The 14,471-nt window shown below is 38.6% G+C and carries 13 protein-coding genes; 7 read left to right on the forward strand and 6 right to left on the reverse strand.

All coding sequences use genetic code 11. The annotated features are described in order from the left end of the window. The first annotated feature begins 45 nt into the window (after positions 1-45). From LV83_RS11370 to LV83_RS11380, 3 genes are read left to right on the forward strand one after another with little or no spacing between them, the layout of a single operon-like run. Entirely contained in the window at positions 46-1,173 is a 1,128-nt protein-coding gene (locus tag LV83_RS11370) for an NAD(P)/FAD-dependent oxidoreductase (RefSeq protein WP_111611658.1), read from the forward strand. A gap of 50 nt (positions 1,174-1,223) precedes the next feature. Continuing rightward, a complete protein-coding gene (gene nhaC / locus LV83_RS11375; RefSeq protein WP_111611659.1) occupies positions 1,224-2,687 on the forward strand; it encodes a Na+/H+ antiporter NhaC in 1,464 nt (487 codons plus the stop codon). Then, on the forward strand, positions 2,684-3,283 hold the full coding sequence (locus LV83_RS11380; protein WP_111611660.1) for a 3'-5' exonuclease: 600 nt from the start codon (positions 2,684-2,686) through the stop codon (positions 3,281-3,283). The genes nhaC and LV83_RS11380 overlap by 4 nt, the downstream gene beginning before the upstream one ends. Here LV83_RS11380 and LV83_RS11385 read toward each other — a convergent pair. After that, on the reverse strand, positions 3,276-3,902 hold the full coding sequence (locus LV83_RS11385) for an IMPACT family protein (protein ID WP_111611661.1): 627 nt from the start codon (positions 3,900-3,902) through the stop codon (positions 3,276-3,278). The genes LV83_RS11380 and LV83_RS11385 overlap by 8 nt on opposite strands. A gap of 103 nt (positions 3,903-4,005) precedes the next feature. On the opposite strand from LV83_RS11385, the gene LV83_RS11390 reads away from it, so the two are divergent. Genes LV83_RS11390 through LV83_RS11400 form a run of 3 tightly spaced genes read left to right on the forward strand, consistent with a single transcriptional unit; the run spans position 4,006 to position 6,284 of the window. Next, on the forward strand, positions 4,006-4,431 hold the full coding sequence (locus tag LV83_RS11390; protein ID WP_111611662.1) for a sugar 3,4-ketoisomerase: 426 nt from the start codon (positions 4,006-4,008) through the stop codon (positions 4,429-4,431). Next, the gene (locus tag LV83_RS11395) at positions 4,403-5,332 is read left to right on the forward strand and encodes a hypothetical protein (protein ID WP_111611663.1); all 930 of its coding nucleotides are present in this window, start codon (positions 4,403-4,405) and stop codon (positions 5,330-5,332) included. Before LV83_RS11390 ends, LV83_RS11395 begins: the two co-directional genes overlap by 29 nt. A gap of 1 nt (position 5,333) precedes the next feature. Next, positions 5,334-6,284 carry a glycosyltransferase gene (locus LV83_RS11400; protein WP_111611664.1) on the forward strand — a complete coding sequence of 317 codons (951 nt, stop codon included), beginning with the start codon at positions 5,334-5,336 and terminating at the stop codon, positions 6,282-6,284. On the opposite strand, the gene LV83_RS11405 is transcribed toward LV83_RS11400, so the two are convergent. The 5 genes from LV83_RS11405 to LV83_RS11425 are packed head-to-tail and all read right to left on the reverse strand — an operon-like array spanning position 6,285 to position 13,365. Further along, positions 6,285-7,556, reverse strand: a complete 1,272-nt coding sequence (locus LV83_RS11405) for a M16 family metallopeptidase (protein WP_111611665.1) — start codon at positions 7,554-7,556, stop codon at positions 6,285-6,287. A gap of 2 nt (positions 7,557-7,558) precedes the next feature. Continuing rightward, on the reverse strand, positions 7,559-8,776 hold the full coding sequence (gene porV, locus LV83_RS11410) for a type IX secretion system outer membrane channel protein PorV (RefSeq protein ID WP_111611666.1): 1,218 nt from the start codon (positions 8,774-8,776) through the stop codon (positions 7,559-7,561). Next, positions 8,773-12,027, reverse strand: coding sequence for a type IX secretion system sortase PorU (gene porU / locus LV83_RS11415; RefSeq protein WP_111611667.1), 3,255 nt, complete (start codon positions 12,025-12,027; stop codon positions 8,773-8,775). The genes porV and porU overlap by 4 nt, the downstream gene beginning before the upstream one ends. Before the next feature lies 1 nt (position 12,028). Next, positions 12,029-12,715, reverse strand: coding sequence for a CDP-diacylglycerol--serine O-phosphatidyltransferase (pssA, locus tag LV83_RS11420; RefSeq protein WP_111611668.1), 687 nt, complete (start codon positions 12,713-12,715; stop codon positions 12,029-12,031). Next, the gene (locus LV83_RS11425) at positions 12,712-13,365 is read right to left on the reverse strand and encodes an MBL fold metallo-hydrolase (protein ID WP_111611669.1); all 654 of its coding nucleotides are present in this window, start codon (positions 13,363-13,365) and stop codon (positions 12,712-12,714) included. The genes pssA and LV83_RS11425 overlap by 4 nt, the downstream gene beginning before the upstream one ends. A 56-nt stretch (positions 13,366-13,421) precedes the next feature. On the opposite strand from LV83_RS11425, the gene LV83_RS11430 reads away from it, so the two are divergent. After that, a complete protein-coding gene (locus LV83_RS11430; protein WP_111611670.1) occupies positions 13,422-14,468 on the forward strand; it encodes an NAD(P)/FAD-dependent oxidoreductase in 1,047 nt (348 codons plus the stop codon). Positions 14,469-14,471: the final 3 nt, after the last annotated feature.

Consider the following 14,471-nt stretch of genomic DNA (forward strand, 5'->3'; position numbering starts at 1 on the left):
ATTAAAATACTAAATCTATTTTAATTCCTTTTTCTTAAAATCGAAATGTTCAGTTATTGGGAGAAAAAACACTTTCTTAAATACGATCTTATTGTGGTAGGGTCTGGATTTGTCGGCTTGTCAACAGCTATACATTATAAGGTAAACCACCCCAAGTCCAACATACTTGTATTAGAGCGTGGAGTATTTCCAACTGGTGCAAGCACTAAAAATGCTGGTTTCGCCTGCTTTGGGAGTTTGACGGAGATATTAGATGATTTTTGGAATATGCCCCAAGATGAAATTCTTGCTCTTGTAGAGCGCAGATATAGAGGTCTTAAGGCGATTGGTAAGCAGTTTGGAGAAAAAAACCTTGGGTATGTACACTCAAATGGATATGAACTGTTGGATGAGACCCAGCGAGAAGCGTTAGATCAGATGGGGTCAGTGAATAAAATTCTCAAGCCAGTATTTAAGGAAGATGTTTTTTCGCTCGTTAAGAATCCAGGGAAAATGGGTTTTGCTGATCAAATCAACTTTATCGTCAAAAATAAATTTGAGGGAGAACTCGACCCTGGGATGTACATGACATCGCTTTGGAAATTAGCCCAAGAGGTAGGGATCAGAATATTAACAGGAGTTTCAGTTTATGAAATACAGAAAGATGATGGAATAGTCTTGGCAGAAGATGGTGCAGGCGAAATTAACTTGGAGTTTAAGGCTAATAAAATTGCGATTTGCACCAATGCCTTTACTAAAAAACTTTTGCCGGATTCAGACATTCAGCCTGGTAGAGGATTGATCCTTTTATCTAAACCTTTGGATTTCAAAATCCCATGGAAAGGAACCTTTCATATGGATAAAGGCTATGTTTATTTTCGTCAGATTGACGGGCGACTTCTTTTAGGCGGAGCAAGGAATAAGGATTTTGAAGGCGAAAAAAGCACTGATTTTGAAGTTAATCCGAAAATTAAATCTCACTTGGAAAAATTGGCAAAAGAAGTAATCTTTCCGAGTAAAAGGATTGCTTGGGATATGGAATGGACTGGAATAATGGCTTTTGGCAAAATTAAATCTCCTATAATTCAACAGGTAGGTACTAATACTGTTGCTGCAGTTCGATTAGGCGGAATGGGTGTGGCTATTGGTTGGCAAGTTGGAAAGGAGCTTTCTGTCCTTTTGTCCAAGATGTAATTAATATTTTTTCATTAGATTCAACTCCTTAATCCACCAAACCCCTATTGATGCAAGGTTTTAACCGTTCTCCAAAAGTTCTTGACGCACTAATTCCCCTGGTTTTTTTGATCGTCCTATTGGTATTGAATATTCAAGTTTTTGGCACAGATGGGCTTTCAGGATCCAACCAAATAGTTCTTATACTATCCTCTATGTTGGCTGCTTTGGTAGCTATTTTCCGCTTAGGATACAGTTGGGAAACGCTACAGGATGGAGCGATCAAAAGCATCAGTTCTGCCATGTCCAGTATATTGATTCTCTTTCTGATAGGAGCATTGGCTGGTACATGGTTATTAAGTGGGATTGTTCCAGCGATGATTTATTATGGGCTCCAGATATTAAGCCCGGCGATATTTTTGGTGGCAGCCTGTATTGTAAGTGCTATCGTTTCTGTGGCAACAGGAAGTAGTTGGACCACCGTTGCTACTGTTGGAGTCGCTTTACTTGGAATAGGGAAAGCTTTAGGGTTTGAAGAAGGGATAATAGCAGGAGCTATTATTTCCGGAGCTTATTTCGGTGATAAAATGTCCCCACTTTCAGATACAACTAATCTTGCACCGGCCATGGCAGGTACAGATTTGTTTACCCATATTCGGTACATGGCGAAAACCACCATTCCTTCAATTACGATCACGATCATCATCTTTATTGTGATCGGGTTGAATTATGAGGCAAGTGGAGAAGTAAATAATGTGCAGGCTATTTCGAATGTAATTCTTGAGAAATTCAATGTTAGTGCTTGGTTATTTATCGTTCCAGTAGTGGTAATAGTCATGATTATCAAAAAAATCCCTGCAATCCCAGCTCTTCTTGCAGGAGCACTTTTGGGAGGTCTTTTTGCAGTGATTTTCCAACCAGAGATCATACGGCTGATTGCTGACGAAAATGCCTCATACGCCTACCAAAGCTTCAAGGCAGTGATGATGTCTCTTTACGGAGAAATCAGTATTTCGACTACAAATGATGTGGTGAATGAATTGCTGGTAACCAGTGGTATGGCGGGGATGATGTACACTATATGGTTGATTATCGCAGCCATGGTATTTGGCGGAATAATGGAAGAAAGTGGCATGCTACGCGTTTTGGCAGAAGCAGTCATCCAGAAAGTACACAGCATTGGATCACTTATCGCATCCACGGTTGCTACTTGCGTATTCTTTAATATCACTACTTCAGATCAGTATCTAGCTATTTTGGTTCCTGGCAGAATGTATGCAGATGTCTATAAAAAGCGAGGATTGGCACCTGAAAACCTAAGTAGAACGCTAGAAGATTCAGGTACAGTAACCTCCGTTTTAGTTCCTTGGAATACCTGTGGAGCTACACAAGCATCGGTATTGGGAGTGGCTACTTTGGTCTATGCACCCTATTGCTTTTTTAATATTATTAGTCCCTTTATGACCATTCTATATGGATATTTCAAACTAGGGATCACCTATTACGATGAAGTAGAAGAAGAAAAGTTGGTATGATTCCATTTAAGATTACAAAAGAAGAAGTAAATGCCCTTCCACTGGGACAGTTTGAGGGTGAAATGTTTTTAATCGATAAAATTGAAGATGTTGAGGAAGTAGCCGAATTCCTGGTTCAGCAACGTGTCATTGGTTTTGATACGGAGACCAAGCCAGCATTTAAAAAGGGAGTAACAAACCAAGTTTCCCTGCTACAATTGTCCACTTCTACACAAGCTTTTCTTTTTAGATTGAATGAAATAGGCTTTCCAGATTCTATTCGGAATATTCTCGAAAAAGAGAGTATTGTGAAAGTGGGTGCTGCCGTCCATGACGACATCAAAGGCTTAGCAAAATTGACAGACTCATTTTATGCCAATTCATTTTTTGATCTAAATGATGAGCTGAAAAGAGTTGGATTTATCAATATCGGCGTGAGAAATCTATGTGCAATGGTGTTAGGAATCCGTATTTCCAAGTCTGAGCAAGTATCCAATTGGGAGGCAGAAAAGCTGACGATTAAGCAGCAGCGCTATGCAGCTACAGATGCTTGGGGATGTTTGGAAATATTCAAAAAACTTAAGTCTGAAGGGTATTTGGATGAATTGTTTAAATAAGGGTTAGCTCCAAATCTTCGATTTCTTCAAAGGAATTAATAATCAGCTCCTCTAAACCCTTTCTGAATTCTAACTTCATCTCGCAGTCCAAAGTCATTTCTTGAGTTAGAATCTGAATATCATGTGTTTTGATGAGCTTCATGACATTATTCATCACAGGATAAGGGAATTGAACGGAAATGGAAGTTTTCACCTGCTCTTCTATAATTTCGTTTTCTTCTATCGCCAGCGCAGCGGAGGTTTTGTAGGCCTGAATTAATCCCCCCATTCCCAGTTTTGTCCCTCCAAAATATCTTACAACAACGATTAGAATATTTGTTAGATTATTTGATATGATTTGTCCCAAAATGGGATCTCCAGCAGAGTGGTTCGGCTCTCCATCGTCATTTGTTCGAAACTGATCTGCATCCTTTCCAAGTGCCCATGCAAAGCAATGATGCCTAGCATCGTAATATTTTTTGCGAAGCTCAGCCAGGTAGTTTTTAATTTCCTCTTCATTTTTCACCGGAAACGAAAAATAGAAAAACTTACTGCTTCTATCCTTGTATAGGCCTTCAGAAGTTCTGGAGACAGTTAAAAACGTATCTTCGAATACTGACTCGTCGCCGAGGTCTGACATGTATTTCTTAAAGTTGATGTGCAGCGAATTTAGAAAATTAACAAATGGGTAACAGGTTATCCATCTGAAATAACTTACTTTTATCTAGAGGAAAAAGATCGAAATGCCTGAATCCATTATTTCAAAATCACCCTATACTTTAACTCTTCCAGGGAATTCCACTGAAACGGGAAGCCTTACCTTTTGGGAGAATTTGGAACTCTTTCCTAAAGGAATTCAGCGTTGTTTCTGGATATCCGGTGTAAAGGAAGGGGAGACTCGCGGAAATCATGCACATTGGCAAGAATCACAAGTGGTAGTAGCGGTGGCAGGAAAGGTTTTTCTGGAAATTCATTCGGTACAAGGCGAAACATTTAAGTTCGAGTTAAGTTCTCCAGAGCAGGCCGTTTTTATCCCTCCTTTAAATTGGTTAGTTGCCAGATTTACTCCTGACTCAGTGTTGCTTGGCATGTCAGACCAGGCTTTTTCAGAAGATGATTACATCAGAGACCTAGATTATTTTGGAAAGCTTCAAAAAAGAAATAAATGATCCTCACGAGCTTCGGGTTGTTTCCTCTTTGATAGAGGGAAAAGACTATTTTTTAGGCAATTTACCATTTGAAAACTGTCAGGATCAACTTGATTTTATCTGGGAAAAAAAGCAAAAGACTAAGGCTCTTATCACTTTTGGGATCACCAAAACCGGCGAAGCTATATCCCTTCCCAAGTCACCTTTTGGTGGTTTTTGGATAGTTGATAGCTCTAGTTCAGCATCATTAGAGTCTTTTATCGAGGCTATTGTTGCGGAATTGATTCACAGAGGTATAAAATCAATTGCTATATCCCAAGCCCCAAAACCTTACGAGCCGCAGACTGATTTGATAAATTACTTGTTAGTCAAAAGTGGTTTTGAGCAGGAAAACGTGTTAAGTCATCATTTTTTTTTAGGAAAAAAGAAAATCAAAAAACTGGCTCAAAAGGCATCTCCCAAGCTCCAGTCGAAGCGAAAAATATCAGATATTAAAATCAGTCATTCGACTATTTCCAACTTTGGCTTTTTAAAAGAGATTAAATCATGGAACACTCAGAAAGGTTATGATATTACACTTGATGACAATAGAATTGTGCAGCAAGTATCCGAGTATCCAAATCGTTATTTTCTGATCACTTTAAGTAAAAATGGTGAGGCAATTGGATATTCACTTGCTGTGAAATTGACGAGTAATTCCTTGTATTATTTTCTCTCTGCGATCAATCCTAAAATTCCTGTAAAGAATGGCGGTGAATTGATTTTGACTGAGCTTTTTCAGCTTGCTGTAGAGCAAAAAGTAGATTTTATTGACTTAGGTTCTTCAGATCTTCATGATGGGGTAAATCACAAGTTGATGTTTTTTAAATCCCGCTTTTCGAATGATATCAGTAATAAAATCACTTGGGTGAAAAAACTGTAAGATGAATAAAACTGATCAGGTTACAATCATTTGTATTGCTTTCAACCATGAGAGATGGATTCAAAAGGCCTTAGTAAGTGTGGCTCTTCAAGATTATGAGCACGCTGAATTGATCGTAGTAGATAATGGAAGTAAGGATAATACACCTGCAATTATCAAGGAATGGGTAACGAATAATTCTGAGCGAATTCCAGTTAGAGCAATTTATAAGCATGAATCTATACCTTATTGCCAGCTTTTTAATGAAGTTTTGGATCAGGTTCAAAGCCAGTTTGTTGTTGATTTATCTGGAGATGATTTTTTGTACGAAAATCATCTTTCTGCCTCTATAGACAGATTGAAGATATTCCCGGCAGCCGCATTTGTATTTTCTGATGCTAAAATTTTAGATGAAAATGGAATAGAAAATTCATTTTATAATCGTGATGATTATTGGAAGTTAAAAAAGCTAACGCTAGAGAATAAAATGTATGAAACTCTCATCCGCAAAAGTTATATCTCAGCTCCTACGGTAGTTTTTAATGCAGAAATTCTTAAAAAAGCTGGTGGATATGATGCCATGCTTTCGTATGAAGATTTCGATGTTCAATTACGATTGGCAAGAGATTTCCCAATCATATTTTCGGACCATATTGGTGTTCTTAAGAGAAAGCATGAGAACTCGCTTTCGGCTAGTCAATATCAGCGATACCAATCCAAAATGCTTCCAAGTACACTACGGGTTTGTGAAAAAATAAGGGAAATGAATAGAAGTCCGAAAGAGGACGAGGCGTTGAAAATTAGGTTGTTATTTGAGTTAAAACATGCACTATGGTCAGCGAATTTTGAGTCCGCAAAAGGCTTTGCAAAGCTTGCCGCTGAAATGAATGTCAAAGGATTTGAATTCAGCTTATATAAGCTATGGATTTGGGCTAGTTTAGATATTTCATGGCTATATGTAAAGCTGACCTGATCAGCCTACTACGACCTCAATAAATGGCGGGTTGCTGAAGTATTTTTTTCCAACTTCCTTTATGTCTTCCGAAGTAAATTCCTTCAAGAATGCCAATTTTTGGGCGTAATAATCGAAATTCATTCCAGAGTGATGTACAGCTTTGAATCTATCAATTAAGTCAAATGAAGTACTGAATTGTTTCAGCATTTGTCCGATTAAATAGTTTCGGACTACCTCCAATTCATCTGATTTGATTCCATCTTCTGTCAAAATTCTAATTTCATGGTAGATTTCTTCTATCACGTTTAGGTAAAATTCTTTTTGGACATCAGCCGCTATTACCCAATAATGAGAATCTCCAATTTCGGCAAGCGAAGAAAAAATGCCATAGGTGTGGCCTTTATCTTCGCGTATATTTTTCACCAGTCGCGAGCCAAAATACCCTCCCAAAATAGTATTGAACACTGAAAGTGCAACAAAGTCAGGGTGATTCTGAGGGATAGACCAGTTTCCTATACGAATACTGCTTTGCACAGATTTATCCCTTGGTTCTGTAACTGCCGATAGGGAATTAACACCCGGTAAAAGTACCGGCTCTACTGCTCTTCGATTTGGTAGCTCCCCAAGTAACTTACTTATGGTATCAAGCTCTTCTGAATCAAAATCTCCTGTCACGAAAATTTCTAAATCTTGCCAAAGCATGGTGTTATAGTAAGAAACCAGATGATCTCTTGAGATACTTTCGACATGGCTTTCCTTAATTTCTACGCCATAGGGGTGATGAGCTCCAAAGAGACATTTTCTAAATACCTGACTCGCTCTTGAAGCTGTTTTTTCCTTTTCTAATTTGATGCTGAGTTTTCTTTGAGACTGGCGTTTTTCCAACATATCCTGTGGAAATGTAGCTTCAGTAAACAAGGATATAAACTCTTGTAATACGATGTTGAGATGTTTTTTGGTAGATAAAAGTCCTAAGCCTTCCTGAGAAAAAGTTAGAATTGGGTGAACTTCAGATGCATAAAAATCATAGAACTCAGCTATATCACTAGCAGTTTTAGTTTTTGATCCTTCCTGAAGCATTTGAAGAGTGAATGAGGAAACAAGTGTTTGCTCAAGCGGAAGTGATGCTCGTTGACCTCTGCATAGTACATCAATTTTAACTGCCTCTAAACCTGGAGTGGGGATATAAAAGAACTTAGCACCATTGGAAAGTTTAAGTTCCAATGGAGGCAATAGTTCAAAATCCTCTGGAACGTTAAATTCCGGAGCCTTCGACCTGTCTAAAACCATTTTTAATTGGGAATATTATACATCAAAGAGAATCGTAATGTCTCTGCGAGTGGGTGATTTTGTTGTTGGGGTACTAGGTAAGAGAAGTCAAATCCAAGCTTCTTCAAGTCGAAACCTACTCCCATTGTGAAGTATTTGCGGCCGCCTTTATTTGGATTCTCATAAAAATATCCGGTACGTAAAGCAAACTTATCTTCGTAGCTATACTCAACTCCGAATGAAATTGTTATCTCCTGCATTTCTTCAGAAAACCCTCCTGGAGCATCTGCAAAAGAGCCAAACATTCCTGAAATAAGTGGACGATTTGGGTCTTTACCGTTTCCAGGTTCTATGATAAGATTTCCATTTTCATCTGTTTCCAACGTCCCATCTTCATTGGTTGCATAGATTGGAGGTGTTGGAACCAAAAGTTTATTGAGATCTAGCGCAAATGTCAAGGTATTTACAGCGTCAAGATCTATAGAATAGGCAGTACCTACTTTCAAATTGGTAGGAATGTAGTCCAAATCATCAGCTGAGTTGTAGGTGATTTTGGGGCCAATATTAGTGATACTAAGTCCCCAAGCGAAGTTAGCATCTTTCGCTCCTGCGAAAATTGGTTTAGAATAATAAAGGCCAACATCAGTTCCGACGCTGATACCTGGTTTAGCTTCATTGCCACCTACTGATGAGATATTTCCAGAAAGATTAGAGTAGATAAATCGGGCAGAAATCCCCAAACCTAAGTAGGATGAAAGCTTTCTTGAGTAGGTCCCACCAATTGCTATATCTCTTGGATTAAACTCACCTAGAGGGTTACCTCGTCCATCAGTCAATTGGATGTCACCCATATTGAAGTAACGTAGGTCAAATCCAAATGCTGAAACTTCATCAATTTTGAAATACCCGGTCAGGTAACTTAAAGACATGTCATTGACAAGCTTACCAAGCCATGGGGAATAGGAGAGTGAAAACCCCATATCATCTTCAACGAATGCTAGTCCTCCAGCATTCCAATGTGCGGAACTACCGTCAGGTGACATGGCAACACCCGCATCGCCCATAGCCGAGTGTCTGGAGTCTGGAGCAAAATTCAAAAAAGGAACAGCCGTAGTTATCACTCTTCGATCAGGATCCTGACCAGAAATGATAGTGCTGTTCTGTGCATACACAGATAAAGTAGCCAGGGTAAAAACTGCTATAAGTAGGTTTTTCCTTTTACTAATGGCTATTTTTTTCATTGAATTAATATTAGTCCGCTTACTGAATCAACAGAATTATCAAACTCTGATTGAAGCGTTAGTTTGTAAATATAAGTTCCTTTTGCTGGATATTTGGTTTGGTTTTGTAAAAAAAACCAAACCAAATCATCTATTTGAGCATTGGCCTTCACTAAACGTTCACTTTCTGTAAATAGTGTCTTGCCATCTGTTTGGAAAACAGCAAGCGTAAGAATTAAATTTTCACCCGGTTGATTATGTTCAAGCTCAAAACGACTCTCAATTACTGCTGGATTGGGATAAGTTTTGTGACTAAGTATTCTTAATTTATCACTTCCATCTACTGTAATCTCCTCATTAAATACACTCCCGTTTCCTAAGTTATCCCATGCGCGGATAGTTACCAAATTCTTTCCTTCTTTTAAGTCTTTTAATACAAACGTCACTTTACCTGATTTGTATGTGCTATTTTCTGAGGTGAAATAATCATTTAATAGTTCAGGGGCTTTATCATTTATTTGAATAGTTAGATTTTCTGCAGGCAGAAATCCAGAAATATTTATACCGCTTGAATCTGAAAATGTTGCTTCCATTCTAATTGTTTTGGAAGGGAATATAAAAGGGGATTCACCTTTCCCACCAAAAGAAGCACCGATAATTGGGCCTTCTGTGTCCCCAAGTGGTGCGCTGGAAGTCCCACCAATTTCAATTGGACTAAATCCATAAGCTTCCCAATTTTGACTCGTGTTTTCCCCAAGAATTCGAACTTTTCCTTCTCCAAATTCTAAATTTATATTTTTAGGAATGATCATTCTTCCTGTGATTTTTCCAGCTACTATTTTACCCTTGCCCTTGAAAATCAGATTCTCAGATATTACAAAATCTACCGGATTACTTTCGTCTCCCAAAGTTTTGTCAGTTATCGGTTTGTCATGTAATTCTACTGTATAAACACCTTCGAAAGCAGTAGAAACTCTGCCAGTATTCGGATTAATTACTTCTGCTTCAAAGTCTACTACTTGAAGTGCAGAAAGAGTATCTAGGATAGTTTGGTTATCGGGGTTTTTAAAAGAGGTAAACTCAATTTGAAATTCCGGACTTGCCAGCTTCATGCTGGGATCAGCTAAAAGGCTAAAATTTCTGTTAAGTGCTCCATTTAAACTTTTGTTTTTTGTATTTCTGAAGATGCTTCCCAGATCTTGGTAGTGCTCATCTTCGAGTTTGAAAACCTCTTTAAAAAAGGCATCATTTAATGAAAAATTCACACTGCTAAAGACGGGTCTTCCCGTGGTCAAAAGTCCAATTGCACCTTTATTTGTAGCGGTCAATAGCTCCTCCGCTGCAGATCTCAAAAATGGGCTGTCATGTCTACCAAATTGGCAAGTAGCCGTAACCCACAATGCTAGTTTCTCCTGTTTAGCCCAATTTGAAATGTCTGACGTCAGAAATATTTCCTCAGCGGTTAGTGTGGTTTCATTGCCATGGCCAATAAAATTGAGGAGTAAAGTTCCTTTTTGGAGCGTTTCCTCTAAGGCAGTTTTTGCCTGTGGAGAAGTCTGTCTTTCTCCGCTTTTTTCCTGTTCAAACCGGTCTAGATATAATTTCTGCTGCTTGAAGTCCTTGTGATTTTCATTTAAAAAAGAAGCATGAGCTTCAGAATCGCGTAAGTGAATATTGTTATCCCCATCATCTGCAAAGAAGGTTACTGTTTTTTTCCAGTCTCCTCCGATCGGATTTTTTTCGTAATCGATAATTTTATCTACAACGATATTTGCTTCTTGAGCATTGATCACCGGTAATCTTCCCACTCCGATTTGCATTATTTCGTCACCATCCCTAGTTTCTTCCCATTCTCCTTGACCAAATTCAATAAGTGAGAAATAATCATCAGAGCTAAATGTGGATAAAGGATTTAAGCTATTTCTACTGGTGTAAATAGGGACTAGGTTTGGCCTTCCACCCAAAATTCCTTTGTAGTCAAAGGTTCCTTTCCCTAAAATCAGGACATTTTGAAGTTTACCACCTTGATGGTAATGCCAGGCTATGAAATTCCGGATTGCATTTAAGTCAGGATTTCCATAGCCGAATGAATCGTAGATTTCATCGAGGAAGGCTACTTCAGAGTAAATACCCAATCCAAGTTTGTGGAGGCTAAGTTTGTTGGCTGAATAGCTGAGTGTTTTAGGAGTGATTATGAGAAGCTCTGGCCAAGCGGATTGGGTTCGAAGATTTATTTTAGCTGGTTCTATTTCTGAGATAAGCTTTGCTTGGTTTTTATCAAATACAATGAACCTTTGTCCAGTAATTATATTACCAGTACTGAAATCAATTGCCTTTGGATTAAAAAAATCTCCAACCTCCCAAACTGATAAGCCTGTTATGGCGGCAATTGAAATCGAAGTCTCTTGATTCATAGAATAAATGCCTTCATCCAAAGAATCACTTGAGTGCGGAACTCCTATTCCTATGTATTCGAAGTAGCCTGCATCATTTGAACTGGTGGCCTGGAATGAAACTCTCAATCTCTCCACCTGATTTCCCAAAGGTGAAAAACTCTCATTCGCCCATACTTCTTCTCCTTTTATCGCATAAGTATTGCTCGGAATTCCTCCAAATGAACTCTCCGAAATAGTCATCTCATCCACAGCTATAGTGATCTGGGAAGCTAAGCTTGCACTTGACATTAATTTCGCAGAAACCTTCCATTTGGCGTTAGAATTTGTTTCCAATGGAAAAGAATATCCACGAGTTATACCAGGTGCAATTGCCCTTGAATACCAAGTTCTCCCTGAGTTTAGGATATTGTTTTCATCTTCTTTGAGCCAATTCCATTGGTATAGAATAGCCGGATCTAGGGTTCCTGATTGCCCAGAAATTGTTGCTATCCTTTTTGGGTTTGGAGATATTCCCACTAGGAAACTAATAGAATCGGAATAGGGATTATGTTGATATTCAATTGTTTCTTCGTCAAAAGTATAGCTATGTGGCGATGAAAGGTAGAAATACAGATTACCATCTATTTCCCAACTTGGAACTTCCTGTAGTTCTATATTTTGAGGCTGTAAAAGTTGTGGCAACATACCTGGGTAACCATAAATGGTAATTTCGCTCAGGGAATTTGCTCCAAAATCTTGGGCTTGATTTGCATTTAGTTTGTAAACGCCTTCTTCTGTAATTTTGAATTTGTAAAATGAATTTTGACCAGAAGCTGAGCCTATCAACAAAATGTTGAATAGAAGAGTGACTAGTAGCTTGTGGCTTTTGCAGATCATCCTAGCTAGAAGCGTTTTCTACTACTGATAATCCTAAATAGGCTAAAATCAGAATAGGAATTCCCGCCAACCCAACTAATAAAATCAGAGCTAGCCCAATGGCTAAAAGTGCATATCTATATTTATTCTGGATCAGAGAAAATGATTTGAATTTTAATGCAATGAGCGGGAGCTCTACTAGTAATAATATGGAAAAGAGCCATGCTATTCCTACTAGAAAAAAGGGTGAAGTAAGCCAGGTTCCAACTTCTGGCCACTGTATTGCAAAATATGGTAAGGTGCTAATAAACAAAGCATTTGCTGGCGTGGGTAGACCAATGAATTTATCAGTTTGCCTAGTGTCTAGGTTGAACTTCGCCAATCGAACTGCTGAGCATAATGGCACAATGAGTGTCAAGTAGGGGAGCCATTCTATTGTTGTACTGACTTTGGTCATTTGAAAGAGAATCATTCCTGGGAGAACTCCAAATGAAACCATGTCGGCTAGTGAGTCAAGCTGTTTTCCAAGTTCTCCCTGAACATGCAAAAGCCTAGCTGCAAAACCATCAAAAAAATCAATGACTGCTGCTAAAATAATGAAATAAGCCCCTGAGACTACATTTCCATTAATTACCCAAATTACACCTATTACTCCTGTCAGTAAATTAAGAAGTGTTATGGCATTTGGGATATGAGATTTAATTTTCAAGATCTTGCATTTTTACCCACGAATGGGTTGTGAGTTTTTTCGAATCCAATGGTTGTCTCTGGACCGTGGCCTGGATAGATCACTGTCTCCTCGGGAAGCGTGAAGAGTTGCGATTTTATTTTACTCAGTAATAATTCATGATCGCCTCCTGGTAAGTCTGTACGACCTATACTGCCTCTGAACAGCGTATCTCCGGCGATACACTGATGTGAATCTTTATGGTAAAAAACCACATGGCCCGGCGCATGTCCTGGGACGAAAATGATTTTCAGAGCTTCGCCTCCAACGTTAATTTCCTCTCCTTCTACGAGAAATCCATCCGCATGGCTGCTTTCGTATCCTACAAACCCATAATTCGGAGCATAAACTTCCACAGCTTTTAAAACAGCAGCCTCTTCTTTATGAATAAGGAGATCGACTCCAAAGGTTTTTTTTGCCCAAGCATTACCTAAGACATGGTCAATATGGCAATGGGTATTAAGAAGCTGAGTAATTCGAATCTTTTCTTCAGTCACAAAATCAAGTAGCTCTTTTCGCTCAGCTAAATCAAAACATCCTGGATCTATTAATGTTCCATTGCCTTTTTCGTCGTAAAGCAAATAGGTATTTTCTTGAAAAGGGTTGAAGGTAAAAGACTTAATATATAGCATGGGAAATGTATGTCAGAATTGAGACAAAATAAGGAATTAAACCTTTATTTTGGGTTATGAAAATTGATTTTTTGCTCATTGGACAGGGACTTGCAGGATCAGCGCTGGCCTACAGACTAAAACAAGCTGGGAAGAAAATTAGGATTATGGACCAGCCTGGAGCTAATAATTCCAGTAGAGTGGCTGCCGGGCTTTTTAATCCAGTGACCGGAAGAAAAATGGTCAAAACCTGGAAAGCAGATTCGCTTTTTCCTAGAATCGTACCTTTTTACCAAGAACTGGAAAGACTTACCGGAAGCAAATTTCTTACAGAAAAAGCCATTTATAGACCTTTTCTCAGTGTAGAGGAGCAAAATGAGTGGATGGGCCATAGTGCTGATCCTGGTTTTGAAGCTTACTTAGAAAAGATTTATCAAGAGAGTCAATCAGACTATTTAAAAGATCCGTTTGGTGGAGTTATGCTTCGCAATTCAGGTTGGCTGAATATCAACAATCTACTTGATGCGATGACTTCGTATTTCAAGGAAGAACTAATTGTAGAGAAGTTTGATGAGTCTATACTTTCCCATGATGGAGAATTTTGGGCCTATGGAAATATTAAAACAAAAGCACTAATTTATTGTAATGGGCTTGGGGCTATGAACTCTAGGTTTTTCAATTACCTGCCTTTTGCACCAGTCAAAGGAGAAATATTGGAGGTGAAACAAGGGTTTGCTCCTGATTATGTCGTGAATAGAGGCGTATTCAGAGTCCATCTAGGTCATGGTGTACATCGGGTTGGTTCTACTTATACTAAACATGATTTGGAAGAGGGCCCGACAAATGAAGCGAAAACAGAGCTTTTAGGAAAGTTACAGGATTTGGTTCTTGTACCAGTGGATGAAATTATTAGCCATAAGACAGGAATTAGACCTGCAACCAGAGATAGAAAACCATTTTTGGGAAAACATCCTACCGAGGTAGGCGTTTACATATTCAATGGTTTTGGAGCCAAAGGAGTGTCACTTATTCCATATTTTAGTGATATAATGGCTAACTACCTTCTAAATGATAAGGCAATTGACCACGAAGTGGACATAGCTCGGTATTTTAATTATATTTAAAGA

Origin of the sequence: Algoriphagus yeomjeoni (assembly GCF_003259505.1) — a bacterium.
Taxonomy (GTDB): Bacteria; Bacteroidota; Bacteroidia; order Cytophagales; family Cyclobacteriaceae; genus Algoriphagus; species Algoriphagus yeomjeoni.

What these genes read in the sequence shown, in the direction of transcription:
- porU (WP_111611667.1), bottom strand. Translation starts at nt 12,027, where the DNA reads ATGATCTGCAAAAGCCACAAGCTACTAGTCACTCTTCTATTCAACATT.
- LV83_RS11385 (WP_111611661.1), bottom strand. Translation starts at nt 3,902, where the DNA reads ATGTCAGACCTCGGCGACGAGTCAGTATTCGAAGATACGTTTTTAACT.
- LV83_RS11425 (WP_111611669.1), bottom strand. Translation starts at nt 13,365, where the DNA reads ATGCTATATATTAAGTCTTTTACCTTCAACCCTTTTCAAGAAAATACC.
- LV83_RS11370 (WP_111611658.1), top strand. Translation starts at nt 46, where the DNA reads ATGTTCAGTTATTGGGAGAAAAAACACTTTCTTAAATACGATCTTATT.
- nhaC (WP_111611659.1), top strand. Translation starts at nt 1,224, where the DNA reads ATGCAAGGTTTTAACCGTTCTCCAAAAGTTCTTGACGCACTAATTCCC.
- porV (WP_111611666.1), bottom strand. Translation starts at nt 8,776, where the DNA reads ATGAAAAAAATAGCCATTAGTAAAAGGAAAAACCTACTTATAGCAGTT.
- LV83_RS11390 (WP_111611662.1), top strand. Translation starts at nt 4,006, where the DNA reads ATGCCTGAATCCATTATTTCAAAATCACCCTATACTTTAACTCTTCCA.
- LV83_RS11430 (WP_111611670.1), top strand. Translation starts at nt 13,422, where the DNA reads ATGAAAATTGATTTTTTGCTCATTGGACAGGGACTTGCAGGATCAGCG.
- LV83_RS11400 (WP_111611664.1), top strand. Translation starts at nt 5,334, where the DNA reads ATGAATAAAACTGATCAGGTTACAATCATTTGTATTGCTTTCAACCAT.
- LV83_RS11380 (WP_111611660.1), top strand. Translation starts at nt 2,684, where the DNA reads ATGATTCCATTTAAGATTACAAAAGAAGAAGTAAATGCCCTTCCACTG.
- LV83_RS11405 (WP_111611665.1), bottom strand. Translation starts at nt 7,556, where the DNA reads ATGGTTTTAGACAGGTCGAAGGCTCCGGAATTTAACGTTCCAGAGGAT.